13 protein-coding genes and 2 pseudogenes are annotated in these 16,635 nt (G+C 64.0%); 7 read left to right on the plus strand and 8 right to left on the minus strand.

All coding sequences use genetic code 11. The features are described 5' to 3' along the window. Positions 1-215: 215 nt before the first annotated feature. The 4 genes and pseudogenes from AC1DYD_RS12725 to AC1DYD_RS12740 all read right to left on the minus strand — a co-directional run. A pseudogene (locus AC1DYD_RS12725) lies at positions 216-833 on the minus strand (IS91 family transposase); the annotation flags it as partial. 204 nt (positions 834-1,037) lie between these two features. After that, complete coding sequence (locus tag AC1DYD_RS12730; protein WP_478173102.1) at positions 1,038-3,101, minus strand: NHL repeat-containing protein; 2,064 nt, start codon at positions 3,099-3,101, stop codon at positions 1,038-1,040. Between the two features lie 594 nt (positions 3,102-3,695). Further along, positions 3,696-4,283: a hypothetical protein gene (locus tag AC1DYD_RS12735; protein ID WP_478173103.1), complete on the minus strand. Its 588-nt coding sequence runs from the start codon at positions 4,281-4,283 to the stop codon at positions 3,696-3,698. A 337-nt stretch (positions 4,284-4,620) separates the two neighbouring features. Continuing rightward, positions 4,621-5,028: a VOC family protein gene (locus tag AC1DYD_RS12740; protein WP_478173235.1), complete on the minus strand. Its 408-nt coding sequence runs from the start codon at positions 5,026-5,028 to the stop codon at positions 4,621-4,623. Between the two features lie 1,293 nt (positions 5,029-6,321). Between AC1DYD_RS12740 and AC1DYD_RS12745 the strand changes: the two genes are divergently transcribed. Together AC1DYD_RS12745 and AC1DYD_RS12750 are read left to right on the plus strand one after the other, a co-directional pair. Continuing rightward, the gene (locus AC1DYD_RS12745; RefSeq protein ID WP_478173104.1) at positions 6,322-7,086 is read left to right on the plus strand and encodes a ParA family protein; all 765 of its coding nucleotides are present in this window, start codon (positions 6,322-6,324) and stop codon (positions 7,084-7,086) included. Between the two features lie 232 nt (positions 7,087-7,318). After that, a pseudogene (locus AC1DYD_RS12750) lies at positions 7,319-7,687 on the plus strand (transposase); the annotation flags it as partial. 140 nt (positions 7,688-7,827) lie between these two features. Here the strand turns inward: AC1DYD_RS12750 and AC1DYD_RS12755 are convergent. From AC1DYD_RS12755 to AC1DYD_RS12770, 4 genes are all read right to left on the minus strand, one after another. Further along, positions 7,828-8,346, minus strand: a complete 519-nt coding sequence (locus AC1DYD_RS12755) for a phasin family protein (protein ID WP_478173105.1) — start codon at positions 8,344-8,346, stop codon at positions 7,828-7,830. Positions 8,347-8,567: 221 nt separating this feature from the next. Further along, positions 8,568-8,708 carry a hypothetical protein gene (locus AC1DYD_RS12760; protein WP_478173106.1) on the minus strand — a complete coding sequence of 47 codons (141 nt, stop codon included), beginning with the start codon at positions 8,706-8,708 and terminating at the stop codon, positions 8,568-8,570. Between the two features lie 399 nt (positions 8,709-9,107). After that, positions 9,108-9,269 carry a hypothetical protein gene (locus AC1DYD_RS12765; RefSeq protein WP_478173107.1) on the minus strand — a complete coding sequence of 54 codons (162 nt, stop codon included), beginning with the start codon at positions 9,267-9,269 and terminating at the stop codon, positions 9,108-9,110. 135 nt (positions 9,270-9,404) lie between these two features. Then, complete coding sequence (locus AC1DYD_RS12770; protein WP_478173108.1) at positions 9,405-9,704, minus strand: hypothetical protein; 300 nt, start codon at positions 9,702-9,704, stop codon at positions 9,405-9,407. A gap of 1,111 nt (positions 9,705-10,815) precedes the next feature. On the opposite strand from AC1DYD_RS12770, the gene AC1DYD_RS12775 reads away from it, so the two are divergent. From AC1DYD_RS12775 to AC1DYD_RS12795, 5 genes are read left to right on the plus strand one after another with little or no spacing between them, the layout of a single operon-like run. Continuing rightward, positions 10,816-11,961, plus strand: a complete 1,146-nt coding sequence (locus AC1DYD_RS12775) for a 2-hydroxyacyl-CoA dehydratase subunit D (RefSeq protein WP_478173109.1) — start codon at positions 10,816-10,818, stop codon at positions 11,959-11,961. Between the two features lie 54 nt (positions 11,962-12,015). Next, positions 12,016-13,359 carry a 2-hydroxyacyl-CoA dehydratase subunit D gene (locus tag AC1DYD_RS12780; protein ID WP_478173110.1) on the plus strand — a complete coding sequence of 448 codons (1,344 nt, stop codon included), beginning with the start codon at positions 12,016-12,018 and terminating at the stop codon, positions 13,357-13,359. A 28-nt stretch (positions 13,360-13,387) separates the two neighbouring features. Then, on the plus strand, positions 13,388-14,332 hold the full coding sequence (locus AC1DYD_RS12785) for an acyl-CoA dehydratase activase (RefSeq protein ID WP_478173111.1): 945 nt from the start codon (positions 13,388-13,390) through the stop codon (positions 14,330-14,332). Continuing rightward, complete coding sequence (locus AC1DYD_RS12790; protein ID WP_478173112.1) at positions 14,319-15,461, plus strand: CaiB/BaiF CoA transferase family protein; 1,143 nt, start codon at positions 14,319-14,321, stop codon at positions 15,459-15,461. Before AC1DYD_RS12785 ends, AC1DYD_RS12790 begins: the two co-directional genes overlap by 14 nt. Next, complete coding sequence (locus tag AC1DYD_RS12795) at positions 15,442-16,614, plus strand: acyl-CoA dehydrogenase family protein (protein ID WP_478173113.1); 1,173 nt, start codon at positions 15,442-15,444, stop codon at positions 16,612-16,614. The genes AC1DYD_RS12790 and AC1DYD_RS12795 overlap by 20 nt, the downstream gene beginning before the upstream one ends. Positions 16,615-16,635: the final 21 nt, after the last annotated feature.

Here is a 16,635-nt window from a genome sequence, read left to right on the forward strand (position 1 = left end):
TGCGCTTTGCGCGCATGCAGCATGAGGTGCTGGGTGTTCACGCCCAGCACGGATAGAAGTTCGTCCGAGCCACTGGCTCGAACGCTCGCCACACCCCGACCTCGGATCGGCATGCATCGCCAACGCTCCGTGCAGCTGTCTCATCCGCTCAGCTATACCGAGGGACTGCCATGAAATACCGTTGATCAAAAAGGCTTGACGAACGAGTCCCCATAGAAGTCCTTCCAACGGAAGCTCACGCCGCGCTCGTCCAGCGCGAGCAGCCGGCTGTTGGAGATCGCCACGCGGTGGGTGTAGCGCGACAGATAGGCCAGCACGGCCTGCGGGCCGGCGAAGGGCCGCTTGGCGTAGACCACCCACTCGGCCTTGCGCAGCGGCGCGAGCCAGGCCTTGAAGGCCCTCGCATCGGCCAGTTGCGCATGCTCGCCGAAGAACTTCAGCTTGCCGCTGGCGTGCAGCCGCTGCAGTTCCTCCAGGAAGCGCCGCCGGAACAAGCGCGACAGCACCCTCACCGGCAGGAAGAAGCCCGCACGGCACGCCACCCAGGTCTTGCCATCAGGCGCCAACCCGCCACCAGGCACGATGCCGTGCACATGCGGGTGGTGGGTCAGCGCCGAGCCCCAGGTGTGCAGGACCAGCGTGGCGCCGATCCTGGCGCCCAGGTGCTTCGGATCGGCGGCGATCGTCAACAACACTTCGGCGGCCAGGTCGAACAGCAGCCCATAGAGCGCAGCCTTGTTCTGGTACGCGATGTCGGCGATCGGCGCCGGCAGCGTGAACACCACGTGGTAGTACTCCACTGGCAACGGTGGCAGCAACTGGGTGATCAACCACTCGGGCGTCGCGCGGAGCGCCTACCGCGAGAGCGGTTTAGTCCTGCGGCCATGACCGGACTATCGCGCGTTTGCCCGCTACGTCCGGTCTAAGACTGATTGCTGGCGTTCGTCGCAGAGGATCGACCGGGAAAGTTCCAAGGCGCCGCCCATGTGCGGTTCATGGATTACCTCGCCATGAGCGCGGGGAGATTCACACAGGCGTCAGTACCCGCGCGCCGGACCGATCTGCGGCGCGCGGACCGGCTTGGCCATGCCGAAGAAGATCACGACGCCCTGTCCACCGCAGCGTGTCAACAGCGCCTCGGTGGCGCCGGGGTAGCAACTGTCGATGTTCTGCCAGTTGTTCATCGCCCAGACATCGCCCGCGGGCGACACTGCAATGTCTGTCTGCAGCTGAAGGCCGCCACCAACGTAGCCGCCCGGTGGCGAGATCTGGTCGCCAGTCTTCATGCCGGGCGGGCAATTCTCGGTGCGCACGCCGCATAACTCCACGATGGGGCTCGCCGGCATCGCGAAGTTGCTGATCCACACGTTGTCGTTGCCGTCTACGACCACCGCCCAAGGGCCGGGCAGACCGCCGCCCTTGAATGGCGAGCCTGGGAACTGTTTGCCATCAGGCCGTAGCAGGGTGACGCTGCCGTCACCGCCCTTTTGTTTTGACATGGTCTTGGTCAGGTAATCGGACGCGGAGAGGAGACCTCCCGTCTTTAGATGCGCCGCCATGTCCACCATCTTCGCCACGCCGCGCGGATCGGACCCGAAACGGTTGGTCACCCAGACGTTGCCCTGGCTGTCGATGTTGAGTCCGCTGTTGTTGGAGCGCACGTCGAAGCGCACCGTCTTGGTCGGGTCAGATGCCGGAAAACGGAATACATGGAGTGAGCTGTCCGACACCCAGATCCGGTCCTGCTGGTCAATGGCCAGGTGGAACGGCGCCGTGAATGACTTGCACGGTTCTGCACTGTCGCCTTCGCAGACGATCTTGCCGTTCTTCCAATCGCCCTTGGGGAAATACAGCAGTTGGCGCTTGGAGATGCCCAACGCCCACACGTCGCCGTTGGGCGCGGTGATGACGCCTTGCATCAGACCGAGTTGACCGCCGAAGTTGATGCCTTCAGGCGGGGTCAGCGGCTTGCCGTCCTTGTCGAAAACGGTGATGGATTGGCTGCCGTAGTTCGACAGCCAGACGTTGCCTTTCAGGTCGATGGTTGCGCCAAAGGTTCCGCCCTCCATGCCGCCGCCTGTAAAGCCGGTGGTGGCCGGCGACAGCGGCTTCCCGTTGGGGTCGAACTTTGTTGCAGGACCTTGCCATAGCGCGTCGCTCGCCTGCCAGCCGATGCTGAAGTTATCGCCGACCCAGAGGTTGCCGTCTCCGTCGAACATCGCCTTGCCGCCGGCGAGGTAGCCGCCACCGTCGAACCTGAGCGGCAACACCCACGCGCTCGGAACGAACTGGAGATACGGCATGTAGGGCACTGGCCGCAGATTCTTGCCCTTGGGAACCGGATAGAACGCTTCGAGCAGCGCGAACACGCGCTCCGGCTGATACCACGGGTACTTCGCTATCGAGTGCGCCGCAGTGAGCATGTCAATGGGCGTCGTCCCCATCGGCCCCTTGGCCGCAGCATAAAGTTTTCCGCATGCGTCCGGTGTTTCGCGAGCAACACAACCGGCGAGCACGTTGGCGAGCGTCGCGAAATTCGCCATCGTCGGCGTCTGGCTGCTGTTGAGCGAATTCTGGATCACGCCACCCCAGCCTCCGGTCGCTAAATCGACGAAGCTCGGCACGTTGCCTGCGGCGATCTTCAGTTGCAGTGGCTGGCCCTTGATTGCGGTCCCGTCGATGAATTGGTTATGCGTCCACACGGACGCGACGGTCGTCATCTCGTTGATCGTGACCTTGGGGGGCGCCTCGGCACCGAGGACGGCCATCAATGCGATCGCGGGGTTTTCACTTGCATCCTTGCTCGCTTTCGGCTGCCCGCCCTGCGCGACCAGGTAGAGACTAGAGCCTGGTGCGACATTGGGAGGAACCGCCATGGTGAAGCGACCGTTGCCATCGGTCTTGGCTTGCGCAAGTTCGACCGGCTGGGCGGCGCTTGCGCCCCACAGCGTAACAACCGAACCGCCGATGGGGGCACCGCCGCCGAGGACCTGGCCGTCCATGGTCTGGGCCGCGAAGCTCGGCAGAGCACATAGCAAGCCGGTTGCGGCGGTGACGAGTGCGCCGCGAAGGAGGCGTGATGTAAAACGCAATTTGCACATACAGCAACTCCAGGAGGACGCAACGCGAGCGGTGAAAAAGCGACCCAGCGGCTTGGCTACGCGCATCCGTGGAATCGGGAGAACGAGCAGCGTGAAGACACGGCACGACATTCTTGAGCGGCTGACAAAGGAAACATATCCCGGCGGCCACCTAGCTCCACGTACGTGATGCCCTGAAGTGCTATCCCCGAGCATTCAAACATTCGTGGCCAAGGTCTTGCCGATTCCCGACTTTGCGTGCCACAAGGCCGGCTCTCGGGTGAAGAACGGACGTTCAGGGGCCAGAGTGCTACGACGGCAGTGGGCCCGGAGTTCCATTCCGGCTGATTGGATAGCTGCCATTCGATGGGCCTTGGTCGCCGAGGCGGGGTCCAGCTTGAGCAACGGCAACGGCAACGGCTATGTCTGCACCACCTTGAAACCGGCCGTCGATGCTGAAATCCCCATGGCATCGGGATGACAGGAATCGGGCTTACAGCGTGAGTTCGCCGGGCGGCAGGGAAGGGCCGCAAACGCTGCTCTGCAGGCATTGGGCCGGTGCCAGTTATTGAAGTGTCGCGACGGCCTCGGCTCATTTAGCCAATCCAAGCCGCTTCAAGTCGGCGCAGTTTCCGGCACCCCAGCGATCACGCGTGCCAGAAGGCGAAGCTTCTGCTGGTGGGTAAGTCCGTGACCCTTGCGGACGGAATTGAGCCCCCTGGCGCCCGGATGAGCGATGCGCAGCACCTCGGCATCGTGCGTCATGGGGTAGGTCAGTTGCATCCTCTCGAAGGCCTCCATCGCCTTGTTGCCGCAGAGAACGATGAAGCAGTGCGAATAGAGGATGGCCGAGAGTCTTCGGAGGTTGTCCGACTGCGAGATCTCGCTCATGCTTGCCTCGGACCGCTCATCACTGGGGAATCGCCAGAGGGGATCTGGCCACACGTTCGCGATGGTGACGCGGCCGTGCCAGAGCCATGAGGGGTCGATGTCGCGCCGCTTGAAGGTGGAGCTTTCATCACCGATGCCGCGAAGCTCCTGGAGCAGGCTTGCAAGGTTGTACCCAGTTGTTCCGACCGTCGGGGTGGCCGTGACGGGCCTCCTCCCTGCCTGGGCAGGACAAGACGAACGCAACCAAGCTCCCCGGCGGATGCTCGAGATCGGGGGTGGCGATTGGAAGGTGAGCGGCGTCTTGGAATCCAAGGCGGTCGATCTGTGCCGCGGTGAAGTCCCTGGGCGCGGGCCAATGGGCCGGGCGGGGATTGCTTGCACGGGATGATAGGCGAGAGCTGCGGTCGCCTGGGCCGCAGCACCCGATACCCGCCACATCCAACGCCGCTTCGATCGCATCGATGCGCACCTTGCGGCAAGATTGGCTGAGATTTGGATCGGCGCGGACTCTGCATTCCAGATTGCGGGCGCAGGTTGGTCCCGAACGCGCAGCCGCCCGAGCGCCGCTCACGCGCGACGATCGACGCTTGAACTCGATGGGCGGACCGCACGCCAAGGCTTGCAAGGATCTGTTGATGGTCCAGTAGCTTTAGCCACCCGGCGGGCCTTTGAACTCGACCACATTGCCCTCCGGATCCGTGACATAGATGGACGGGCCCTGCCCCTCGGCGCCGAACCTTTGCTCCAGGGAGCCTGCGTAGTAGCCATACTGGGCCAGTTGGTGCCGGATGGCCACCTCGTCGAACGGCTCGATACGCACACAGAAATGATCCATGTTCCGGCCCTCCGGCCCAGGCGCAGCGCCGCCAGCCCGGCCAAGTTTGCCGTCAACTGGCACCAGGTCGATGAGCGAACTGCCGGCGCGGAGTTGAACCAATCCCAGTGCGTCTTCGCGGCGCTCAATGGTGCATCCCAAGGCTTCGCAATAGAAGCGAAGCATCGCTTCGAGATCTGTTACGCGCAGAACAAGGTGGTCGATTTCGCGGATGCGGATCATGGCTTGCATTTTAGGTTGGTCCCCGACTGATTGGACCGCTGAGGGCCGGCTCCAAGCGCTGCCGATCGGACCTGCGACAATCGCCGGTTCGACCGCATGTAGGCGACTGCAGAGTTGCACCGAAGCACCGCTGAGGTGGCTCGCCTCCACTGTTGCGCTGCGCCGCCCTACCTTCGGCGATCTTCTGCTCCATGGTGGCCGCGAAGGCCAGGCGGGGCGGATCCGTCATCGGCTCGGTGGCGAAGTGGGAAAGCACTTCATCGAATGCGGCCCGCACACTGGCCAGATTCTCCGTGTGCGCCAGCACGCAGGCGTCATTGCGCCGGACCGCGCCTTTGGCCCAACCCCCGGGCGCGAGAGCCGGCCTCGCCGGCCAGATCATCATGCCCTTAACAGTAGGCCTGAGGGATTGACCGGACGATCGGCTCGAAGGTGCCGCGTTTGATGGGCGAAGCCGGGTTGGTGGATATTCGCGTGCAACCGTGGGTACACGCATACCCGGTGGGTCATGGGCGTCGCATGCTGCTGATTGATTTCATAGAGAACGCGCGGACCAGGGTCCTCGATCAACAACTGATCGGAGAACGCGAATTGAACGAGTTGACAGCCCTTCTGAGGCGCCACCTCGAAGACCCTGAAACACTGGTGCTGTCGAGCGTCTTCGGTCAGGCTTGGGGTCGCATACCGGAGCGGCCATAGGTGCCGCTAAAGCTCCAGCCAGCCGTCCCCTTGGCACGCAATCCGCAGGGCAGGAAGTCATTCGCCATCGCCTTCCAAGCATGCGCTCGGAGCTGTCGGTCGCAATATGCCTTCGACACCAAGTTCGACTTCAAACAGTCGGTCGAACTGTCGTGGAACGAGGATTTCTTTGCGGTGCCTCCACACGCGCCCCACGGCCAAATATCCGAAGATGGGCAGCCTTCACGCGTCGATGATGCGTACCGCGAAGGCTGCTTTTCGAGCCTCAATGGCTGGAGACTGAAAAGTCAGCGTTCATTGGGGGTCGACGATACCGGTCTGAGTGGCCGGTGACGGCCGGGGTCGCTGACGCGCGACCGCCTTTCGGACCGCACCTTCATGACCGTTTGCTGGCGGCTGCGGAGCGACAAGCCGTCGATGTCGAGAATGCGCCCCGACATTGCCGCGTTCTCAACAGCGAGCTGCAACGACTGCGCGCTTCGTTCAGATGGCGTGAGTTCGTCGCAACACTCCTTGGCTTTCGCCATCTCGTTAGGACGGCAAGCCCCCTAATCTCATAGACTTGCGGGCATCGTTCCCAAGGATGACAAACTGATGTTGCGCGTGGTGTTCAATCAAAAGGGTGGCGTGGGTAAATCTACGATCGTCTGCAATCTCGCCGGCGTCAGCGCCTCCCAGGGGTTGCGCACTCTCGTGATCGACCTCGACCCGCAGGGAAATTCAAGCCAGTATTTGTTGGGCGAGCAGGCGCAGGACGCAAAACCCAATATTGCCACCTTCTTCGAGTCGGCCCTGAGCTACAGCTTCAAGGAGCCGAAGTTCGAATCATTCATCCATGAGACGGAGTTCGAGAACCTCGACATCATCCCGTCGCATGCTGACCTCGACTCGTTGACGAGCAAGCTCGAGTCCCGCCACAAGATCTACAAGCTGCGCGATGCTCTCAAGGAGCTCGACGGGTACGACGCGGTGTACATCGATACGCCGCCAGCGATGAACTTCTTCACGCGATCGGCACTCATCGCAGCCGCACGCTGCCTGATCCCCTTCGACTGTGACGATTTCTCGCGCCGCGCACTGTATTCGGTGCTCGACGTCGTGAAGGAGATCAAGCACGACCACAATCGCGCCCTGAGCGTCGAAGGGATCGTCATCAACCAGTTCCAGCCCCGCGCCGTGCTTCCTCAGCAGCTGGTGAATGAGCTGATCGAGGAGGGCCATCCGGTCCTGAATTCCTATCTCTCGCAATCCGTGAAGATTCGCGAGAGCCATCAGCACGCCACGCCGATGATCTACTTTGAGCCGCGTCACAAGCTGGCTCAAGAATTCGTGGCGCTGCACGACGAGCTCAACGTCTAGGTGAGGTTGCCCCTGTCTGAGTTCGTCATCGGGCGGGCCCGACCCCATCGTGGCCTGCGTGCGGTGCGTCGCCCCGCCCATGCATCAGGAGGTGCACAGCTTCGGCACCACGACCACCCAACTGCTCGAATTGGCTGATTGGCTGGCCGAGCACGACTGCACCCACGTGGCCATGGAAGCCACCGGCGTGTACTGGAAGTCGGTGTGGTACGTGTTGGAGGCCGAGTTCGCGATGCCCGGGGTCAGTGACCTGACGGCCAGCGTCGTGGTGGCGGAGATCGGCGTGGACATGTCGCGCTTCCCCAGTGCCGGCCACCTGATCTCCTGGGCAGGCCTGTGTCCGCGCAGCGACGAGAGCGCCGGCAAGCGCCGATCCACCCGGGTGCGCAAGAGCGGCACCTGGATCAAGACCACCCTCGTGACCGCCGCCTGGGCCGCGGTGCGCGTGAAGACCAGCTACCTGCGTGCGCAGTTCGTGCGCATCAAGGCTCGCCGCGGAGCCAAGAAGGCCATCCTCGCCGTGGCCGCCTCGATGCTCACCGCCGCGTATCACATGCTTCGTGACGGCAGCGAGTACAACGACCCGGGCGCCGATCACTTCGGTTAGCGTCCGCCCGCCGCGCCATTTGAATCGCTCTCTCACCCTGGGAAGGCTCCGATGGCGGAAGTGCCTTCATTGGCGGGGCTTCAAAGTCGGAAGGCGTCGTCTGGTCCAGCCCCGCCGCGTGCGGACGGGGCTCCCTAGGATTTTGGTTCCACATCGATGATGTTGTCGAAGCCGGCCTCTGCCACTTCGGTCGCCTGCTTGACAGCCAGTTGCATACCTTCGGCGGCGCTGCTCGCACCTTCGACGGCAGTCTTCACAAGCGCCACTGCGTGTTCCGATCCGGCGGGCACGCTCTTCGCAGCAGAGTCGACCGCCGCCAATAGCGTCCTGCGCGCCTCGGTGACACTCACTTCGGCCGCCTTGGTGAACTCGGCCCTGGTCGCGGCAATGATCTCGCGCACGTGGCGGGCATAGGCGGCGGCCTTCTCGCCGGCAGGCTTGAGCAAGCCCGACTGCAGCGTCACCAATTCCTGCGGATCCTTGATCGACAGCACGGTCAGAGCGGCTTCCCGCGCTTCGCTGACCAGCGTCTTGATGGTTTGAAGGTTCAATTCGGCGAGCTTTTCGATGCCTTCGAACGTCTTGCCAGCAAGACGGAAGAAAGTGTCGATGCTGGATTCTTGCGCGGCTTTGAATTCGGCAGCGGTAGTCATGTGAAGCCTCATGCGGTGGGGTGGTCGGTGGGATCTGATGTCGCTTTGCTGCGGTGCACCATTGACCTCAAGCATGCGCTGGTTTTGTGACAGCTCGAGCGGCATTTGTGTAAGCGGGTGCTGCATTCCAGATTCCGTTGGTTACGAGCAAAAGGTTTCACATCTGTAAGCGCGGCCTCAAGGCCCTCTTGACCCGGGCCGGTTGAACGGGTCCACGATGCTCAGACGTCGAGCACATGACGCAGCGCCTGGAACGGTACCCGCCAGGTGCCGCCATCGCCGGTGCCGAGGGTCGCCGTGCGTTGGTTGATGCGCACGATCACGCCAGTGATGTTGCGACCATCTCGGTCGTCGAACGTCACTGTGTCCCCGCGTTGGAACTCGCGCGCATGGCTTGTCGCGCTGGCAGGTTCTGGCGGCGGCACATAGGGAGCTTGGTCGTCGCGACGTTCTGCACCATACTTGTTGCCCGAACTTCGCACCGACAAGTCGCCGTTCTTCGCACGCGATCTGCATCACCTGCTCCTGGAAGATCGGCGCGCCCAGATAGCTTTCAGGACGATAGGAAGGTTTTCAGCTCAGGATGGGCTGTTGCGGCCAGCGCCCTGATTACCAGCTTGGACGCGAATTGGTCGACTGCCTGCTAAACCCGAAAGCAGGAACCGTCATTCGCCTTGCGTCGACCCATGCTCAGTTCGGCCCTGACCGGGCATCGGGCGGCCGACGCGAACTGGCGCTTCAGACTGGCTGCCGCCATTCGCCTATGCCCTGTCGAATGTCGGCGGCTGACGAAAGCTGACCTCGGCACTTTTCTTCGCGAACGGCCGGTCTACCTTCGGAACTTGACCTTCGCCGACATCGTCGAGGAAATCCGAGTTCGGCGACAGCGGACGGATCGCGGGGGCCCACAGCAGCGCATCCACCTGGCTCTCCGTCGGGCCAAATTGCTATGAATTGGCCAATCTGGTTTGCGCCTACCGGAAGTACGTGCTGCGCCATCCAAGGCGACTGGAAATCTCCGCCGCTGCATTGCGAACGGCGCTCGCAGCGCTGGAGTTTCAGTCGGCCGAAAAACTGTCCTGATGTCCCAACGCGGTGATCACGAGCACCGGCTCATGTTCGTGATCAAAGACCGGTGCACTGAAGGCATTGACGCCAGGAATGGGCTTCCCTCGGCACGTGCCAAACCGTGTTCTCGAATTTCTGCGACTGCTTCCTCCACCTCTTTGGCGGTCGCCTTTAGCAGCGGAGCCTTCCTTCCCCGGATCTCCCAGCGCCACGGCCATGGACTTCAGGATCCGATCCATTGGCATCACGCCAGCATAGGCGCGGCCCGTGGCGGTGCCGAGGATGGACATGACTGTTCCGACGCCCATGGAGACATGAAGCGGCTCGCGAGCTTCGATCATCCGAATGATGGTCGGTCTGAAGTTGCCCCAAACAGCCAGTGGCGTGTCCGGTCGATGCCGCGAGCTGCTGCACGACGGGTAATGCAGTTCTTACGGGGTCCAACTGGTGCAGGCATGTCAATCCCAATTGCAACGCCGCGGGCCCCAGCGCATAGCGGCCTGTTTCGGCCTCCTGCTCGATCAGTCCGAGCTTCCCAAAACTCACCAGGTACGGATGTGCGCGCGACGCCGGGAGGTCGGACTGGTTTAGAGATCCCTGAGTGTCAGCGGCGTTGGACTGTTCGCCAGAGCCAGCAGCAGTCGCCCGCCGGGACGTGAATCCCTATTCCTATCGGCGACTGTAGCCAGGCTTGACGGCTTGTTCCACTGGCATGCCGCCGCTCGCGCCCTTCTCCCCGCGCGCCTTGCGTTCGTTGATCCAGCCGCAGATGCCCTGGCGGAACAAGAGCACGCAAACTACAAAGATGGCGCCCTGGAGCAGGGTGATCCACGGGCCAAGGCTTGCGAGATAGGCGCTGATCCCTAAACGACTTGAGCCAGGTCTCGGCATGCCTGATGCGCTCTTCCAGCGCGTGAATCTGCTGCGAGATCTCCGGCACCATGGCCTGACAGACGCGCGTCACTTCACCCTCGCACGAACTCACGAGTTGAACGGGATGCATCGGAAACCTGCCGTTGTTCGAGGGGCTGTGAGGCGGGGCGCCAGCGCAGTCTGGTGCGTGGATCATCGATGCTAGTGAGTAAAACTCAACAAATCAACGTGCCTGGCACGACGACCGGGTCTCATCGTTATCCCGACCAAGGGAAATCACCAATAAATGCTGATGTTTCCCTACGAAACCCCGCTTGAAATTGGGTCACCGAGAGGCTGCCGGACGTGGCTTGGCACCGCCAGATGGCGCGAGGGTTGTTGACATGGTGAGTTGGACTCACTAATAATGGAATCGAACCCAAGCGAGGGGCGAGCGATGCAGATCGCCGGCCCGTTGAACTCCCTAGCGAAGGGCACGTCAGGCGCGCGATCGTGCCTGGGTCGCCCGAACTTGTTGGCACGTCACAGATGAATCCGATCCTTGAAACCTTGCGGTCCGTGGCCGAGCAACCCTACCAGCGCGCCATCGAGGCGAAGCAGCGCGGTCAAAGGGTCGTGGGCACCTTGCCCATGCACTGCCCGGCCGAACTGATCCATGCCGCGGGCGCGTTGCCCGTGCTGGTGCAGGAGCTGCCCGATCCGATCACCAGCGGCGGCGGTGCGCTGGCGCCGTTCTTCTGCGGCTATACGCGCAGCCTGGTCGATCAGGTCACCGAAGGCAAGATCGCGTTCCTCGATGCGATCCTGTTCGTGGATCACTGCGTGCAGCTGCTGAGCGCAGCCGATGTGGTGCGCATCGCCCGTCCGGAGACCACGATCCACTTCCATCAGCTGATCGCCTCGGTGGAGCAGCCCTGGTCGCTGGAGAACTCGATCAAGACGTTGCGCGCCTTCCTGGAAGACCTGGAGGAGCTGTACGGCATCTCCATCAGCGAAGATGACCTGCGCCGCAGCATCCGTGTCTTCAACGAGAACCGGCAGCTGATCCGCAAGCTCTACGACCTGCGCCGCAGCGGGGCCATCGACCTGTCGTCCACGCAGATGCAGGCCGTCATCAAGTCGAGCATGGTGATGGACAAGGCCGAACACAGTGCGATGCTGCGCGGTCTGCTGCCCGCGCTGGAAGCCGCCGGCCCGGCCAAGGTGCGCAAGCTGCCGCTGTACGTGTCGGGCCACATGTGCCATGCGCCGCGGCCCGAAATCCTCGCGCTCATCGAGGAGTGCGGCTTCTCGATCGTCGACGATGACCTGTACCACGGCTACCGTTATGTCTCCACCGATGTGGATGAAGCCATTGGCGACCCCATCGTCGGCCTGGCCACGGCCTACCTCGACAAGAACCGCAATGCGCCGTGTCCCACGCGCATTGCGCCGGGTGTCGAGTTGAGCGACTGGCTGCTGAAGAAGGTGCAGGACAGCCAGGCCCGTGGCCTGATCGTGCTGCTGGCCAAGTTCTGCGAGCCGCACTACTTCCAATATCCCCGCATCAGGCAGCTGTTCGAGCAGCACCACCTGTCGCACCTGCTGGTGGAGACGGAACACGAAGGCGTGCCGTTGGAGAACCTGCGCACCAAGGTCGAGTCCTTCGCCGAGATGATCAAGCTGCAGGCCTGACATCGTTCAGACAACCGGAGGGCCGCAGCAGCCCTCCTCAACGGAGTACAAGTCATGAGCACAGTTATCGAAAGCGGCGTGCCGCCGGTCAAGAAGGCGAACCGCCTGCAGTCCACCAAGCTCAACAACAAGATGGTGAACGCGTATTGGGAGGATCTGTTCCGCGCCAAGGAGCAGGGCAAGCTGGTCTGCTGGACCGAAGGCATCCAGCTCAACCCCATCCTGCAGGCTGCCGACATCGCCTGGTGCCACGGCGAGGCGGCCGCCGCGCTGTTGGCCGCCCGCAAGGAATCGGCCGCGCCCCAGGCGCACATGGAAACGCTGGGCTACGACCGCGAGCTCTGTTCCTATGCCCGCACCCACATCGGCTGCGGCGTGATGAACCAGAGCTCCACGGTCGAGGCGCAGACCCTGCTCGACGTGGATGCGCGCACGCTGGGTTCGCGCATCCCCGAGCCCGACATGATCATCAGCGCCTACCCCTTCTGCAGCACTGGCCAGCAGTGGGACAACGAGCTGTACCGCACCTTCGGCAAGCAGGTGCCGATCTACAACATGTCGCTGCCATGGACCTGGGGCAATAAGCCGTCGGCCCAGTACATGAGCGGCCCGGAGTTCCGCGAGAACGTGGCCTTCCTGAAGAAGCAGCTGCAGGACTGCGTGCGCTTCATTGAGGGCATCACCGGCAAGCCGTACGACTGGGATCGCCTGAGCGAGATCATGGGCTACACGAAGCGCGCCGCCGAGCTGCGCCTCGAAGCCATGAAGCTGTGCAAGGCTCGCCCCTCGCCGGCCAGCTTCTTCGAGTGGACCAACAGCATCGCCCCGGTGAACTTCCTGCCCGGCGGGCCGGAGATCGTGCACTACTTCGAGCAGAAGAAGGCCGAGATCGAAGCGCGCATTGCCCAGGGCGTGGGCTCGGTGCCGGTGGAGAAGTACCGCCTGTGGTGGGACGGCATCATGAACTGGAACAAGATCGGCTGGCTGTCCGACAAGTTCGCCGGCTATGACGCCTGCATGGTGGCGGGCCGCTACACGCACATGGGCTTCTGGCAGGAGCCGCAGGTGATCGACCTGCGCGACCCGCTGGACGGCATGGCGCAGAATTACCTCACCTGCCCGATCAGCATCTCGGCCCCGCAGGTAATCGACAAGATCGTGGAGCACTGCGAGTTCTACGAGATCGATGGCCTGATCCTGCATGCGGCGCGCACCTGTCGTGCCTTCTCGTACCCGCAGCACATGATCGCCGATGCCGTGGGCAAGCGCCTGGGCCTGCCGGTGGCCATGTTCGAGGGCGACATGGTGGACGAATCGTTCTACAAGGACGAGATGGTCAACAGCCGTGTCGAGGCCATGCTCGAAGCTATCGACGCCAGCCGGGCCCGGATGCGCTGAGGTGGTGAGGCAGAGCGAGGAACACATCATGCAGCGCTACGCGATGGGCATCGACTTCGGCTCCACCACAGCCAAGGTGGTCATCCTCGACGAGGATGGCGAGGTGGCCGGCTCGGCGATCTCGCAGAAGGGGGCCGTCAGTGACGAGGGCGTGCGCATCGCTCAGGCCGAGGCGCTGCGTCAGGCCGGCATCGTGCAGTCGGCGGTGGGCCGAGTGGTGAGCACCGGCTACGGCCGGCGCATGCTCGACATCGCCGACCGCACCATCACCGAGATCACCTGCCATGCGCGCGGCGCTGTGGCGCTGGTGCCCGAGGCCCGCGTGGTGATCGACATCGGCGGACAGGACAGCAAGGTCATCGCCATCGATGCCAATGGCCTGATGTCACGTTTCGCGATGAATGACCGCTGCGCCGCCGGCACCGGCAAGTTCCTCGAAGTGCTGGCCCGCGCGGTGAACATCGACCTGGAGCGGATGGGCGGCATCGCCCTGGAGGCCACCGAGACGGTCAGCATCACCAGCATGTGCGCCACTTTCGCCGAGACCGAGGTGATCTCGCTGCTGGCTGAGGGCGTCACCAAGCCGGTGGTGCTGGCTGCGGTGCATCAGTCCATCGCCAACCGCACCGTGGGCCTGGTGGCCCGGGTGGGCAAGCGTGACCCGCTGGTGATGACCGGCGGTGTGGCGCAGAACGTGGCCGCGGTGCACTACCTGCAGAAGGCGCTGGAAACCCAGCTGATCATCCCCGAAGGGGCGCAACTGGCTGGCGCGCTGGGCGCGGCACTGTTTGCCCTGGACGACCTGCGCCTGGACGAAGCCGAACGCAGGAAGATCCTGCTGGGCGACGACGACATCGGCGACCTGGCCGCGCCGCAAAGCTGCGCACCGGCGTGTCCGGCCAAGCAGGCCAAGCCGATCGTCTTCAGGCCCGCCCTCGCTCAGCCTGCGGAGGCACCTCATGGGCGTGCTTGATGGCGTGCGCATCGTCGAAATGGCGGGCATCGGGCCGGCGCCGTTCTGCGCCATGCTGCTGGCCGACATGGGCGCCGACGTGCTGCGCATCGACCGGCTGGCGGCCAGCGACCTGGGCGTGGACACTCCCACCCACCTCGACCTGCTCAACCGCAGCAAGCGGTCGGTCGCGGTGGATCTCAAGTCCGAGCGGGGGCTGGCCACGGTCAAGCAGCTGATTGGCCGCGCCGATGTGCTGATCGAAGGCTTCCGCCCGGGGGTGATGGAAAAGCTCGGGCTCGGCCCCGACCCGTGTCTGCAGCTCAACCCCAGCCTCGTGTTTGGGCGCATGACCGGCTGGGGCCAGACCGGCCCGTTGAGCCAGACGGCGGGGCATGACATCAACTACATCGCCATCACTGGCGTGCTGGACGCGATCGGCCGGCGCGACCAGCCGCCGTCCATCCCGCTCAATCTGGTGGGCGACTTCGCCGGTGGCTCGCTCTACCTGGCCATGGGCGTGCTCGCTGCGGTGATCCAGGCGCGCAGTTCCGGCCACGGGCAGGTGGTGGACGCGGCCATCGTCGACGGCGTCACCAACCTGCTCACGATGCAGCGCGCCTTCGACCAGATGAAGGTCTGGCCGCGGCAGCGTGGCCGCGGTTTCCTGAGCGGAGGGGCGCCGTTCTACGACGTCTACGAAACCCAGGACGGGCGCTTCATCGCCATCGGCAGCGTCGAGCCCAAGTTCTACCGGGAGCTGCTCACGCGCCTCGGTCTGGGTGACGAGGCGCTGCCCGGGCAGAACGACCAGCGCGGCTGGGACACGCAGCGTGAGCGCTTCGCGGCCGTGTTCAAGACCCGCACCCGGGCGCAGTGGTGCGCGGTGTTCGAGGGCTCGGACGCCTGCTTTGCCCCGGTGCTGGACATGGACGAGGCCGTGACCCACCCCCACAACGTGGCGCGTGAACTGTTTGCCGAGGTGCAGGGGGTGCTCAACCCGCAACCGGCGCCGCGCTTCAGCCGCACGCCTTCGGCGATCTCGCGCCCTCCCGCCAAGACCGGCGCCGATGCCGACGAGGCCTTGGCCGACTGGGGCGTCACCGCCGCGCAAGTCGCGGCGCTGCGGCGTGACCACATCGTCGGCTGACGCGGCCGTGTTTCATCCAGACATCACCGTGAACCAGGACGAGACCCTCGACGAATTCCGCCGCCAGGTACGCCGGCTGGCCGAGCGCGAGATCCAGCCCCATGCGGCGGCGGTGGATGACGACGCCCGCCTGCCGGTGGAGGCGATCGCGGCCTTCCAGTCCATGGGGCTGTGCGGCCTGGCCTTCCCCGAGCTGCTGGGCGGCGGTGAGGGCGACCTGATGGCCCAGGTCCTGGCGGTGGAGGAGGTGTCGCGTGTGTGCGGCTCCTCGGCCCTGGTGATGCTGATTCCCTGGGCAGCGCTGACGCCGCTGATCCGCTTCGGCAGCCTGGCGCTCCAGCAGGAGATCGTGCCGGCAGTGGCCGCCGGCACGCATGGTGCGAGCTTCTGCCTCACCGAGCCGGGGGGCGGCTCCGATCTGCCGGGCCTGAAGACCCGCGCCGAGCGTGTGCCCGGGGGCTGGCGGCTGCAGGGCCAGAAGCGCTTCATTTCCAATGTGGGCTGGTCGGCCTGGTACGCGGTGCTGGCCAAGGTGGGCGATAGGGCCTACGGCGTGTTCATGGTGCACCGTGACGACCCGAGGTTCTCGATCGGCCGGCACGAACGCAAGATGGGCGTGCGCGGCAGCCCGTTGGCCGACATCTTTCTCGACCAGTGCTTCTTGCCCGACCATCGCGTGGTGGGCGATCCCGAACAGGGCTACCACTACATGATGGAGACGCTCACCTATACACGGCCCCTGGTGTCGGCCCAGGCGCTGGGGCTGGCGCAAGGCGCGCTCGACGAGGCGGTGCGCTACACCTCCACGCGCACCCAGTTCAACACCGCGGTGTCGCGCTTTCAGATGGTGCGGGGCATGGTGGCCGACATGACGATTGCCGTCGAGGCTGCCCGCTCGCTGCTGTACCGCGCGGTGAGCATTGCGCATGCCAATGACGATCGTGCCCGCTCGTTCGCCTCGATGGCCAAGACCTTCTGCTCCGACACCGCCATGTCGGTCACCAGCGACGCGGTGCAACTACATGGGGGCTACGGCTACACCAAGGACTATGCGGTCGAACGCATGATGCGTGACGCCAAGGTGTCGCAGATCTGGGAGGGCACCAACCAGATCCAGCGTCTGCTGGTGGCCAAGCATGCCTTCCACGATTGAGCCTGTCATCGTCACCAGACA

Source organism: Variovorax sp. P4_B11 (assembly GCF_056402355.1).

What these genes read in the sequence shown, in the direction of transcription:
- AC1DYD_RS12730 (WP_478173102.1), bottom strand. Translation starts at nt 3,101, where the DNA reads ATGTGCAAATTGCGTTTTACATCACGCCTCCTTCGCGGCGCACTCGTC.
- AC1DYD_RS12740 (WP_478173235.1), bottom strand. Translation starts at nt 5,028, where the DNA reads ATGATCCGCATCCGCGAAATCGACCACCTTGTTCTGCGCGTAACAGAT.
- AC1DYD_RS12745 (WP_478173104.1), top strand. Translation starts at nt 6,322, where the DNA reads ATGTTGCGCGTGGTGTTCAATCAAAAGGGTGGCGTGGGTAAATCTACG.
- AC1DYD_RS12755 (WP_478173105.1), bottom strand. Translation starts at nt 8,346, where the DNA reads ATGACTACCGCTGCCGAATTCAAAGCCGCGCAAGAATCCAGCATCGAC.
- AC1DYD_RS12770 (WP_478173108.1), bottom strand. Translation starts at nt 9,704, where the DNA reads ATGTCCATCCTCGGCACCGCCACGGGCCGCGCCTATGCTGGCGTGATG.
- AC1DYD_RS12775 (WP_478173109.1), top strand. Translation starts at nt 10,816, where the DNA reads ATGAATCCGATCCTTGAAACCTTGCGGTCCGTGGCCGAGCAACCCTAC.
- AC1DYD_RS12780 (WP_478173110.1), top strand. Translation starts at nt 12,016, where the DNA reads ATGAGCACAGTTATCGAAAGCGGCGTGCCGCCGGTCAAGAAGGCGAAC.
- AC1DYD_RS12785 (WP_478173111.1), top strand. Translation starts at nt 13,388, where the DNA reads ATGCAGCGCTACGCGATGGGCATCGACTTCGGCTCCACCACAGCCAAG.
- AC1DYD_RS12790 (WP_478173112.1), top strand. Translation starts at nt 14,319, where the DNA reads ATGGGCGTGCTTGATGGCGTGCGCATCGTCGAAATGGCGGGCATCGGG.